Raw genomic sequence first — 14,041 nt, 5'->3', positions numbered from 1 at the left:
TAATATTGGGCATGAAACCAGTATTGGAATATTTACCCCGAAATTCAGGCGAATCCTTTGTTACCAAATATTTCGATTACAATTTTTTTCCAACGCCCTGGCATTTTCATCCCGAATATGAACTTGTACTGGTTACCGAAAGTACCGGAAAACGTTTTATAGGTGACCACATCAGCGAGTTTAAGCCGGGGGACATGGTGCTGATCGGTCCGTATTTGCCACATACTTACCAAAATGGCGCAGATTACCTGGAAGAGCATTCGGTATTAAGAGCTAAATCCATAGTTGTTCATTTCAAGGAGGATTCCTTTGGCGACGGCTTTTTCGCATTGCCCGAAACGCAAAAAATTTCAGGTTTACTTCAACGCTCGGTTAAAGGGTTAAGCATTACGGGTAAAACTAATATGTTGATAACGGCAAAGCTGAATGTTTTAATAACCGCCAAAGGATTAACCAGGTGGCTATTGTTAGTTGATATATTAAATATCCTATCGGGTAGTAATGATTTGCAGGAAATCTGCCATAATGTGATTACCGGACAAAATCCTGCTGAAACAAAAAGGATGAATAATATTTTAAATTTTGTTCTCAATAATTTTAAACGCGAAATTACTATTGCGGAGGTCGCCGGTTTGGCTAATATGGCAGAAAATTCATTTTCAAGATATTTTAGTCAGCGTACAAGAAAATCATTTACAGCATTCCTGAATGAGGTCAGATTAAATTACGCTGCCAATCTTTTGATTGAAACATCCGTGAGCGTGACCGATATTTGTCTTGATTGTGGCTTCAACAACTTATCTAATTTTAACCGACAGTTTAGGGCAGTGTACCAAAATAACCCACTAAATTTTAGGAAGTTATATCAGCGGCAAGCAGTTCAATAATTAAAAATTTGCTAATCCAAATACTCAATTTAATTCAGCGCATCATCTGGCATACAAGTGTATCATAAGCGTACACCCACTGTTACGCCTGCGTACAGTTATAAATAAATTTTCAAATTAAATATTTGATTATCAGTAAATTAAATAATTGGTATGTGTTTTAAACAGCTTTAGGGTGTAATTACATCACGATGCTTAAAAATTATATCAAAACCGCCTGGCGTAGTTTAAAGCGCAATAAAATATTTTCGTTTATAAACGTGTTCGGCCTTTCGGTTGGATTGGCTTGTTGCATGCTGATTACTGCTTATGTTTATAGTGAATTAAGTTATGACAGCTACGCACATGAAGCCGGCCAGATTTATCGGGTTGGTATTAAAACTATTGAAAACGCAGGTGTAAGCGTGTACCCAAATGTGGATGTGGCAGTAGCCAAAGGGATAAAAGATCAGTACCCGCAGGTAGAAGAAGTAACCAGGCTTACCGGCCGGAAACCATCGTTTATAGAATACAACGGGAAAAAATTTAAAGAAGAACACCTGCAAATGGTTGATGCTAACTTTTTGCAAATGTTTTCGATCCCGTTGACGGATGGCGATATTAAAACATGCCTTAAAGAACCCTATAGCATGGTAATTACCAAAGCCTTTGCGCAAAAATATTTTGGCAATCAGCCTGCTTTGGGTAAATTGTTACTTGTTGATAAGGACCCTTACAAAGTTACCGGGCTTATTGATAAGGTGCCCGATGACTCTCATTTTCACGGCGATGCTTTCTTTAGCATGAATACTATTGTAAAGGACACAAAACAAACATGGAGCAATATTGGTTTTTTTACTTACATAAGGCTAAATAAAAATGCTGATCCTAAGAAACTGGAAGCTTCCTTTCCTGACGACCTTGTAAGAAAATTTGTAGTGCCCGAAATAGCCCATGATATGGGTATGAACATGGCCGAAGCCGGCAAGTCAGTAAATACATTCCTGTTTTATTTGCAGCCTTTAACCGATATTCATTTACACTCGGCCACCAAGTATGAGTTAGAGGCCAACGGTGATATTCACTATGTATACATTTTTGGCGCATTAGCCATATTTATACTGATGCTGGCCTGTATCAACTTTACCAACCTGTCAACCGCAAGCTCGGCAAAGCGAAGTAAGGAAGTAGGCATCCGTAAGGTTTTAGGATCAGAAAGAAGCGGCCTGATCTCGCAGTTCCTTACCGAATCTGTATTACTTACTTTGGGTGCCATGGTATTAGCAATAGCCCTGGTTTACCTGCTGTTGCCCATGTTTAATAACTTATCGGGCAAACACATCGGGATCAGCTTTTTCCTGAATTATAAAGCGATAATTATTGAACTTTTACTGGCATTTACAGTTGGTGTAATAGCCGGTATTTATCCTGCATTTGTTTTATCAGGCTTCCAGATCATCAGTGTGTTAAAAGGAGGTACGGGGAGTACAAAAACGGCAAGTAAAAATTATTTACGCAGCGGACTTATTGTTTTCCAGTTTGCGGTATCTACAGCACTCATTATAGCCACCTTTGTGGTTTACCAGCAATTGCATTACATGCAAAACAAAAAACTTGGTTATGATAAAGACCAGGTTTTGGTAATAAATGAAACCTGGTCGTTACGTAACAACATCGACGCGTTTAAGCAGGAGTTGCTGCGTAATCCGCAGGTGATCAATGCAACCATATCAAGTAGTGTTCCGGGTACCGGCGGAGGTATCGATGGTACACAGATAGATGCCAAAGAATTTAATGATAAGGGCGGCCATGCCGAGATCCATACTGATATTTTTCATGTTGATGAAAACTATATACCAACTTTAGGTATCCAAGTGGTAAAAGGTCGTAATTTTTATCCGTCATATCCCGGCGATTCGATGGCTGTTGTAGTGAACGAGGCTTTGGTGCGCGACCTTGGCTGGGGTAAAAGCGATCCGATAGGTAAAACTATTGTCCGCTCGGCAAGGGCTCACTATACGGTTGTGGGTGTAGTTAAGGATTTTCATTATGTTTCGGCCAGGCAGAAAATTGCACCGCTGATGTTATTACCCGGTCATAGTGCGAGCTCAATTATGGTTAAGGTAAAAACTAAAGATATTAAAGCCTTAATTACTGACATGAGGGCTCAATGGAATAATTTTAAGTCGGACCTCCCATTCAGCTATTCTTTCCTTGATGAGAAATTTGCCTCACTTTATGCAGCGGAACAGCAAACCGGCAAAATATTTACAGTATTTGCTGTTATCGCCTTAATTATAGCCAGTTTGGGCTTATTTGGTTTGGCCGCTTTCATGATAAGGTTGAGGGTTAAGGAGATTGGCATCCGCAAAGTTTTAGGTGCATCAACAGGTAGTATTACAACACTGCTATCTAAAGAGTTTTTAAAGCTTATTATTATCGCGTCGTTTATTTCATTTCCCATCACCTGGTACGCCATGAATAAATGGCTGCAGGATTTTGCATACCGCATAAGTATACCATGGTGGGTGTTTTTTTTGGCGGGTTTTATAGCCGTATTGGTAGCCGCGATCACAATTAGCTTTCAATCGGTAAAAGCAGCTATGGCCAATCCGGTGAAAAGTTTGAGGACTGAGTAGGTTCATTGGTTCATTGGTTCATTGGTTCATTGGTTCATTGGTTCATTGGTTCATTGGTTCATTGGTTCATTGGTTCATTGGTTCATTGGTTCATTGGTTCATTGGTTCATTTAAAAGGGCGCTCAATTTAGCAATTAGGATTTAGAGTTTGGGATTTAGGGTTTAAAAATTAGAATTTAACGATATTATTATGATTAGGAATTATTTACGCAGTGCCATGCGAAACATTACCCGGCACAAATTTATCTCGTTCATCAATATTTTTGGATTAACCATTGGGTTAACCTGCTGCCTGCTGATTGTGGTTTATGTGATCAACGAGCTGAGCTACGACAAGTTTAACACCAACGCTGATGATATTTATCGTGTTACCCGTAGTTTTAATACCCCGGATGGAGTAGAAACACTTCATCTTGGAGCGGTAGCGCCGCCGGTTGGGCCGTTGTTAAAAAATGAGTTTTCGGATATAAAAAAAGTTACCCGGATATTATCCAATGGTTCAACCTCATTGCGGTATAAGGATAAGCTATTTAATGAGCGTGGTTCGTACTTTGCCGATGAGAGCTTTTTTGATTTCTTTAGTGTAAAAACAATTCATGGTGACCCTAAAACAGCTCTTACAGAACCGTTTACTGTAATGCTGACACCGGAGCTGGCACGCAAATATTTCGGTAATGAAGATCCGATGAACAAGGAACTCCGGTTGGATAACCAATTTAACTTTAAAGTTACCGGGATATATGAGCCTTTCCCCGCAAATGCCCAGCTGCATCCACAAATGCTATTATCTTTCAATACCTTGAACAATGACGCTATTTATGGCAAAAAAGGACTGGAGACTAATTGGGGCAATAATTCATTCTTTACTTATCTTTTATTCCCCAAAGGTTATAATGTGGATCATGTGGCCTCGCAGTTCCCGGCTTTTTTAGATAAGTATGTTGGCAATAATGAATCAAAGAACAGCAAATTATCGTTCCAGAAATTTCTGAGCATCCACCTGAACTCGCACCTGGATGATGAGTTAGAGCAGAACGGTGATATCAAACGGGTTTATATATTTTCGGCAATTGCCTTGTTCATATTACTGATAGCCTGTATCAACTACATGAACCTGTCAACAGCACGCTCAACCTTAAGGGCTAAAGAGATTGGTATCCGTAAGGTAATTGGGGCGCAGCAAAAAGAGATCATCACTCAATTTTTAAGTGAATCGGTATTAATAACTGCTTTCTCGTTAATACTGGCACTGGTTATCACCTGGCTCATTATGCCGCTGATTAATAAATTCTCGGGGCTTACGCTTTCGTTTAACCAGTTATTTCAGCTTCAAATAATTGTGACTGTTGTAGCTATGCCATTTGTGATAGGCATCATTAGTGGTATTTATCCGGCCATTTTTATGTCGTCGTTTAAACCGATTAAAGTTTTAAAGGGGATGTTAAAAGTAGGCTCTGGCAATATCTCATTCCGTAAGGTATTGGTGGTTTTGCAGTTTTCTATTTCCATTATTTTGATAGTGGCCACAACCATTGTATTTCAGCAATTGAGGTACATGCAGCAAAAATCCCTGGGCTTAAATAAAGATCATTTGGTAACCATGGGTAATGCATTTAGCCAAAGCCAGTTTGAGGTATTTAAAAACGAAGTGATGAAGGATGGTACTATAAAGAGTGTCGGTCGTTCATCAAGGATCCCGTCGGGGCGTTTACTGGATGATCAGGGTATTTCCGTTATACAGGGCAGCACAATACAGGCTGTTAAAGCCGACGTTAAGAACATTAATGCCGATTATGGGTTTATCCCAACTTATGGCATGAAGTTGGCAGCCGGCCGTAATTTTTCAAAAGATTTTGCTACCGATAGTAATAACTATATAATAAATGTTTCTGCTGCAAAAGTATTAGGCTGGAAAACGCCTGAAAGCGCCATAGGCAGGGAAATAAGCTATGGTGGCGTAAACGGAAAAGTTATAGGCGTGGTTAATGATTTTCATTTCGAATCGCTGCACCAAAACATCATCCCGTTGTTAATGCGCATGCCATCATTCGCTAATAATAATTACGGCAAGCTATCCATTAAAATAGATGGCGGGAACGTGCAGTCGGCAATTAATATGTTAGAACAAACCTGGAAAAAATACCAGCCCGAAACTCCATTTGAATACACCTTTTTGGATGAGAAATTCCAGAAACTTTATGATAGTGAGCAACAGCAGGGGAGCCTGTTTACCATATTCTCGTTCATTGCCATATTTATTGCATGTTTGGGGTTATTTGGCTTGTCGGCATTTACCATTACACAAAGGGTTAAAGAGATTGGGGTGCGCAAGGTATTAGGCGCCAGCATCCCGCAAATAGTAACCGAACTATCAAAAGACTTTTTGAAGCTGGTACTAATCGCCTCTGTAATTGCTCTGCCTGTAGCCTGGTATACCATGAGTAAATGGCTGCTTGATTTTGCTTTCCGCGTCAGTATACAATGGTGGGTGTTTGTAATGGCTGGCATCATTGCTTTGGTGATTGCTTTTGTAACCATCAGCTTTCAATCCATCAAAGCAGCAACAGCGAACCCGGTTAAGAGTTTAAGGAGCGAATAGGTTTGTTCATTAGTTCATTTGTTCACTGGTTCATTGGTCCTGTTTGATTGATGCTGATGACCAAAAACAAATGCTAAAACTAATAAACAATGCCACCAATGAACTAATGAACCATTGAACTAATGAACTAATAAAATGATAAAAAATTACTTAAAGATCGCTTTCCGCAATTTCGGGCGGCATAAGCTGTTTACAATGATTAACATTGTTGGTTTATCCATTGGCATTAGTGCCGCATTGGTAATTTACGTTATTGTAAATTTTGATTTTACTTTTGATAAGTTTCACCAGGATGGGGATAGGATATACAGGGTAGTTTCTGAATATTCATTCTCGGGCGAAGTGGCTTATAATAGTGGAGTAGCAGGCCCGCTTCCGGGTGCTGTCAGGTCCGAGGTTACCGGTGTAAAAGATGTGGTGCCATTTTTTACATTATACCAAACAGATGTGTTTGTACCGAAAGCAGGGGCCGATGTTCCGGTTAAATTTAAAAACCAGAATGATGCCGTGCTTGCAGATGGCCGTTATTTCAAGTTGTTTAAATACAACTGGTTAGCCGGTTCCCCTTCAACCGCATTAACCGAGCCGTATAAATTGGTCATTACTTCAGACCAGGCAAAAATTTATTTCCCGAATATGCCTTATAGCCAGGTGCTTRGTAAAACTGTAATTTTTGATACTATTAAAACTACGATTACGGGCATTGTACAAAAACCTGTACAAAACACAGATTTTTACTTTCGCAATTTTATATCATACAGTACCGGGCTGAGCAATGCCGACCTGAAGGGGAATTTGCAATTAACCGAATGGAGCAGCACAACTTCCGCGTCATCGTTATTTATTAAGCTTGCCGGTAACGCGAATGCTGCCAATGTAGAGAAGCAGCTAAATGTTTTGCTCAAAAAACATAATCCGCCCAAAAAGGAGGATGCTGGAAATAAACAGATGTTTCATCTGCAGGCATTAAATGACCTGCATTTTAACAAAGACTACGGTAATTTCGATAACGGGCGTATAGCCAATAAAACCACATTATATGGCTTGCTGGTTATCGCTGCGTTTTTACTTGTGCTGGGTTGTATCAACTTTGTAAATCTTACTACAGCTCAGGCCTCGCAACGGGCAAAGGAAATAGGTATCCGCAAAACCATGGGCAGTACCCGCAATCAGCTTATCGGACAATTTTTAAGCGAAACTTTCCTGGTAACTGTTTTCGCAGTAATTATAGCCATGTGCCTTGCACCGGTGATACTTAAATTATTCGCAGATTTTGTCCCAAAAGAGGTCACGATTGATTATACACGCCAAAGCAGCTTAATTTTGTTCCTGGTTGCGCTCACTTTTGTAGTAACCTTACTTTCCGGATTTTATCCGGCATTGGTGCTATCTGCTTATAAGCCCGTGCTGGTGCTAAAAAACCAGGCTCAGTCGGGGTCAAGTAAAACCCGTAATGCTGTGTTGCGCAAATCGTTAACGGTAATGCAGTTTATAATAGCCCAGTTTTTTATCATGGCTACTATATTGGTAAGCAAACAAATTTATTATGCTTTGCATAAGGATCTCGGCTTTAAAAAAGATGCTATCGTGAATATTACCATTCCGTTTAAGAATACGCACGACGGCCTGAAACAAGTGTTTAAAAACAAACTGGCAGGCATTCCGCAGATAGGTATGATAAGCATTGGCGGAGCCGCGCCATCGTCAGATGATACCCACAGCACCGAGATTACTTATAAGGACGGCAGGAAGGAAATAAAAACGGATGTTCAGCAAAAATATGCCGACGAAAACTATATAAAGGTTTATCATATCAGGTTGCTGGCCGGCCGAAACATCAGGCACGCTGATTCGGCAAAAGCCCTTATTATTAACAATACCTATGCAAAGGTATTAGGCTTTAAAAATCCGGCCGATGCCATCGGTAAAATTCTGGACCACGACAATCATAAAATTGAAATTGTTGGAGTAGCTGCAGATTTTTACCAGAAATCGCTACATTCTCCTATTAAGCCCCTAACAATTTTGGTACCGGGGAACAGGTTTGGAACCCGTACTTTTCACATAGCCTTAAAACCACAAACAGAAGGTGGAAATGACTGGAAGAAAGCCATCAGCAGCATGGAAACTGCCTGGAAACAATTATACCCTGAAGAGGATTTTGAGTATCACTTTTTTGACGCCGACATCGCCAAATTTTACGACCAGGAACAGCATACTTCCACATTGCTTACCTGGGCAACCGGCTTATCAATCTTTATCAGTTGTTTAGGCTTATTAGGTTTGGCCATGTATACCACCAGTCTGCGTACTAAAGAAATAGGGGTGCGCAAGGTACTTGGCGCATCTGTGACTCAAATAGTAAGGTTGCTTTCAACCGAGCTGGTATTATTAATTGTACTGGCTTTTGTAATAGTAACTCCGGCGGCCTGGTACGCCATGAATAAATGGATGGAAAACTTTGCCGACCGCACTACAATAAGTTGGTGGATATTTGCAGTAAGCGGTGCCGGTATGCTGTTAACTGCCCTGTTTACATTAAGTTTTCAAACGGTAAAAGCGGCGGCGGCTAACCCTGTTAAGAGTTTGAGGAGCGAGTAATCAGCAGAAAGCCTAAGGCTCAAAGCAAAAAGCTATAATTATCTAAAAAGAAAGCCTTTAGCCTTTAGCCTTTTAACACATTTTAACTTCTCATTTAAAGAGTTTTAGCTATCATCGTATAAAGTAAATATTATGATCAAAAACTACTTCAAAATAGCCTGGCGTAACTTGTGGAAGCATAAGTTTTACACCCTTATTAATGTATTTGGCTTATGGCTGGGGATAGCCTGTAGTATTATTTTATTCCAGTTTATTACCTATCACCTTAGTTTTGATGCCTATCATCATAACAAAAAATCGCTTTATAAAATCGTAGAACAGGTGCACCTTGAGGATAGCAGCACGCTTTATGAACGCGGCGCGCCAATGGTTTTAGTACGCGCTATCAAAGCCGAGCTGCCGCGGATAAAGGACGCGGCCATACTTGTTCAAAAACGATCGTTTACCATCTCGGTGCCGCAAAAGGATGGTGCGGGGAAGAAGTTGTTTTATGAAAAAGAAAATGTTGGCCTTACCGATAAGCATTGGTTTAATATGCTTGATTATAAATGGCTTGGCGGCAGCCCCAAAACTGCTTTTAATGACCCCGACAATGCAGTTATTACCCATAAGCTGGCTCAAAAATATTTTGGTACAGATGATGCAGTTGGCCGGGTAATTAGCCTGGATAGTAAGCATAACTTTAAAATAACGGGAGTACTGGCGGATAACGTAGACAATACTGATTTTAAATGCGATATGTTTTTATCGCTCACGGCCATTAAAACACTTTACCCGGATGTTCAAAAGGATTTCCAGGAGAGTTGGTCCTGGGAAGACTCGCGAAATGTGATTTTTCTGTCTTTGCCACCAAAGCTTTCACCAAAAACGGTCGAAGCAGCCATAACCAAAGTTCAGGATAAGGACGCGGCAAAAATTTTCAAGTATATTTTACAACCCATTAATGAAGTGCATTTCGATGGCAGGTACAGCGGAGTGATACAGAAGTCGCTGCTGACCACGCTTGGCATTGTAGGTTTACTGCTTATCGTTATAGCCTGCGTTAACTTCATCAACATGGCAACCGCGCAAAGTTTTAAGCGGGCCAAAGAAATTGGTACCCGCAAGGTTTTAGGGAGTACGCCATCGGCAATATTTATCCAGTTTGTTGCCGAAACTTCATTGATAGTTTTATCTGCCGGTTTATTGGCTGTAGTATCCGTGTGGCTGTTTTTACCTGTTTTAAACTCCTGGCTACAAACAACACTTACTTTTAATTTTGTGCAGGATAAAGCGCTGTTTGTCTTTATAGCACTCTCAGTAGCGATCATCACTATAGCAGCAGGTTTTTACCCTGCCTTAGTTTTGAGCAGGTTTAAACCGGTGAACGCATTGAAAAGCCAGGGGAATGGCCACTCGCAATCTGCCGGATTTAGCCGTAGATGTTTGATAGTTGTTCAAAATGTCATAGCACAGGTGCTCATCATAGGCACTATCATTATTACCATGCAGGTGCGTTACCTTAAAACTGCCGACCTTGGCTTTAACAAAACCGGGGTGATCATACTGCCATTGCCCGATTTTGATAAGGGTAAAACAGATTTTCTACGTAACCAGTTATTGGCCAATCCGGGTATCAGCGCTGTTTCTTTTTGCTACCGGGCGCCATCATCAACCGCGGATAAAGGCGGCTCGATAAAATACGATGGTCGTGAATGGGAAAAATTTGTTGGGCGTACCGTTATGGGCGACGCCGGATATGCTAAAACTTTCGGTCTCTGTATCATTGCCGGGAGGAACATTGCCGAAGCTGATTCGGCTAAAGAATACCTGGTGAACGAACAACTCATGCAAAAATTAGGCGTAAAAGATCCGCGGCAGATCATCGGTCGCAAATTTACGGCCGGCGATCTCTCTGAGATCCCTGGTACTATTGTTGGCGTAGTGAAAGATTTTCATGCCAAATCATTATACAAAGCCATTGAACCAACGTATATCAGTACCTTTCGTAGTGCCTATCAATATGCCGGTATCAGGATAGATATGAAAAACCGCGCTGAGGCTTTGGCCCAGGTGCAAAAAATATGGCAATCGGTGTTTCCTGATAACGTTTTTGAATATAGTTTTCTGGATGAGCAAATAGCCGGTTTTTATCAAAAGGAAGACCTGTTAAATAAGCTTATCACATCGAGCGCTATAATAGCGATTTTTATCAGCTGTCTTGGCCTTTTAGGGCTGATCTCACTGCTTACTATCCAGCGTACCAAAGAGATCGGTATTCGTAAGGTACTTGGTGCATCGGTGGCAAACATTACCGGCTTGCTTTCTGTCGATTTTATTAAATTGGTGCTCATCGCTATTGTAGTGGCTTCACCGATAGCCTGGCTCATGATGAGCAAATACCTGCAGGATTTTGCTTACCGCATAGCTATTCAATGGTGGGTATTTGCACTTGCTGCTGTTATTGCCATGCTCATTGCATTTGTAACGGTAAGTTATCAATCACTTAAAGCTGCAATGGCCAACCCGGTAAATAGTTTGAGGAATGAATAATTTTAGGTGAAAGACTTTTGGACGAAGGACAATGGACTTTCAGACAAAAGACTTTTAGAGCAAGGAGCAAAGACTTTTGGACGAAGGAATTTCGGGATAAAGATGTGTTTGTCTTCTTTTGTCCCTCGTTTTACTCTTTTATCCTTTGTCTGAAAGTCTTTGCTCCTTTGTCTAAAAACCCTTACTCACCTTTTCACTGTATCATTACCGTACACCCACTGTTACACTTACGAACACATTCGTATTGTTAACTTATGTTAATATATTGATTATTAGATATTTGCTGTTTTGGTATATGTTTTAAACTACGTATCAAAATCTGCAGATAATATGATCAAAAATTATATCAAAATTGCCTGGCGAAACATAGTCAGGCATAAAGCTTATTCAAGCATTAACGTAGCCGGGTTAACTGTAGGCATTGCAGCTTGTTTACTCATTTTTGTGATTATCAAATTTGAATTGAGTTTTGATACCTATCAACCCAATTTCAAAAATATATACCACATTGTAACCCAGGAGAAGCATGAAGCTGATCTTACTTATAACCCAGGTATTGCAGTGCCCGCTACCGAAGCTTTGCGTTTGGATTTTCCGCAGGCAAAAGTAGCGGCTGTAAACAGCAGCTATGGCAGCCAGATAACGGTACCTGAAGGTGCAGGCAGCAACAATGGTGATAAGAAATTCACCGAGAACCTTGGCGTCCTTTTTATCGAACCACAGTTTTTTGACATTTTCAGTTCAAAATGGCTGGCTGGGAGTGCCTCTGTTTTGAAAGACCCGGATATGGTGGTGATTGATAAAAGTACTGCTATCAAATACTTTGGCGACTGGAAAAACGTGATTGGCAAGATTCTTAAAATGGATAATGTACTCACGCTCAAAATCGCCGGTGTAATTGAAGATGTACCGGTAAACAGCGATTTTCCATTCAAGATAATGGTATCGTTTGTTACCTGGAAACAGCATCCGGTAGATTATAACTATAACGATGGATGGGGATCAACCAGCAGTAACCACCAGGTATTTATGCTGTTCCCATCAAACATTAGTTCGGATAATGTGAGCGCACAGTTGAAAACCTTTTCGACTAAGCATTACAAAAAAGGAATTTCCGAAACTCATTTACTCGCCCAACCCTTATCACTTTTTCATTTTGATACCCGCTTTGGCAACCCGCTTGCCGATCATACCATGAGTTATGCCACCTTACGTACGCTTTCATTTATAGCAGTGCTTATTATTATCATGGCATCTATAAACTTTATTAACCTGTCGACAGCGCAATCAGTAGGGCGCTCAAAAGAGGTTGGTATCCGTAAGGTTTTAGGCAGTACCCGCAAGCAACTGATAGCCCAGGTTATTGGCGAAACAATGCTTGTTGTTTTATTCTCGGTAATACTGGCACTTGCGGTAGCCAAATTAGCATTACCACAACTCAAAAACATTGCTAATGTTCCGGAAAGCATTGGTTTATTCAATGTTCAGAATATGTTGTTTTTAGCGGCTGTTATGGTGATCGTTATCCTTTTATCCGGAATCTATCCGGCTTTAGTGGTATCGGGCTTTAAACCGGTACTGGCTTTAAAAAACAAAATTACTGCAGCCTCAATAGGGGGAATCCCCCTGCGCAGAGCATTAGTGGTTGCGCAGTTCGCAATTTCGCAATTGCTTATTATCGGCACCATCGTAGCCGTGAACCAGATGGATTATGTAAATAAGGCCGATCTGGGTTTTAATAAGGAAGCATTACTGATTATTCCCGGGTATACTGATAGCATCAGCTTGGGAAAAATAACCTCTTTTAAACAACAGTTACTGCAAAACCCGGCTGTAAAATCAGTAAGTTTTGCCTCAGATGCGCCATCGTCAGAAAACAACTGGGGTACCAATTTCAACTTTAATAACTCCACAAAAGATAACGGCTTTAATACCTATTTAAAATTTGGCGATGCGGACTATTTTAAAACTTTCGGTCTGCAATTTACAGCTGGTAAGGGTTATGATGTAAGCGATACCGCGCGTCAGGTAGTAGTTAACGAGACTTTTATTCATAAACTGGGTATTCAAAATGCCGAAAACGCCATTGGCAAAACCGTACGCCTTGGCGGCGGTAAATGGATGCCGATAACCGGTGTGGTTAAGGATTTTAAAACTAATTCGCTGCGCGAAACCGTAAAACCAATTGTAATAAGCGCGGCCAAAAAATTTGAAGGCATTGTAGCTATCAAGGTTCAAACCAAAACACTAAGCAAAACGGTTGCCGACCTGCAAAAAATGTGGGAGAACACTTATCCGCAATATGCCTACAACGGATATTTCCTGGATGAGAATATTGCTAAATTTTATCAATCGGAAAACCAGATGGCCCTGGTTTATAAAATATTTGCTGGCATAGCCATTTTTATATCGTGCCTGGGTTTATATGGCCTGGTATCGTTTATGGCTGTACAGCGAACCAAAGAGGTTGGTATCCGCAAGGTATTAGGGGCCTCGGTAAGCAGTATTGTTTACCTGTTCTCTAAGGAGTTTATAGTGCTTATTGTAATATCCTTTGTAATAGCCATGCCTTTGGCCTGGTATGTAATGACGGGCTGGCTTCAAAACTTTGCTTACCGCATATCACTCAATGCCTGGGTATTCCTGTTAGCTATCGGCACATCGGTAATTATTGCCTGGGTAACCGTTGGTTATAAAGCGGTACGCGCTGCAGTGGCAAACCCGGTGAAGAGTTTGAGGAGCGAGTAATTTCGTCATTAGTCATTGGTCATTAGTCATTGGTCATTGGTCATTGGTCATTGGTC

6 protein-coding genes are annotated in these 14,041 nt (G+C 40.8%); all 6 read left to right on the top strand.

Annotated features, from left to right (window positions below; all coding sequences use genetic code 11):
• Positions 1 to 11 precede the first annotated feature (11 nt).
• The 6 genes from AC1DO4_RS16515 (at position 12) to AC1DO4_RS16490 (ending at position 13,985) form a co-directional block, all read left to right on the top strand.
• Positions 12 to 887 carry an AraC family transcriptional regulator gene (locus AC1DO4_RS16515; protein WP_477417730.1) on the top strand — a complete coding sequence of 292 codons (876 nt, stop codon included), beginning with the start codon at positions 12 to 14 and terminating at the stop codon, positions 885 to 887.
• 191 nt (positions 888 to 1,078) lie between these two features.
• Positions 1,079 to 3,505, top strand: a complete 2,427-nt coding sequence (locus AC1DO4_RS16510) for an ABC transporter permease (protein WP_477417727.1) — start codon at positions 1,079 to 1,081, stop codon at positions 3,503 to 3,505.
• 190 nt (positions 3,506 to 3,695) lie between these two features.
• The gene (locus AC1DO4_RS16505; RefSeq protein ID WP_477417725.1) at positions 3,696 to 6,104 is read left to right on the top strand and encodes an ABC transporter permease; all 2,409 of its coding nucleotides are present in this window, start codon (positions 3,696 to 3,698) and stop codon (positions 6,102 to 6,104) included.
• A 135-nt stretch (positions 6,105 to 6,239) separates the two neighbouring features.
• A complete protein-coding gene (locus tag AC1DO4_RS16500; protein WP_477417723.1) occupies positions 6,240 to 8,705 on the top strand; it encodes an ABC transporter permease in 2,466 nt (821 codons plus the stop codon).
• Between the two features lie 132 nt (positions 8,706 to 8,837).
• Entirely contained in the window at positions 8,838 to 11,237 is a 2,400-nt protein-coding gene (locus AC1DO4_RS16495; RefSeq protein ID WP_477417721.1) for an ABC transporter permease, read from the top strand.
• 330 nt (positions 11,238 to 11,567) lie between these two features.
• Positions 11,568 to 13,985 carry an ABC transporter permease gene (locus AC1DO4_RS16490; protein WP_477417719.1) on the top strand — a complete coding sequence of 806 codons (2,418 nt, stop codon included), beginning with the start codon at positions 11,568 to 11,570 and terminating at the stop codon, positions 13,983 to 13,985.
• Positions 13,986 to 14,041: the final 56 nt, after the last annotated feature.

It is taken from the genome of Mucilaginibacter sp. P5_A6, from assembly GCF_056400585.1.
Note: the sequence above shows the minus strand (reverse complement) of the source record. Positions and strands in the feature narration are given on the sequence as shown.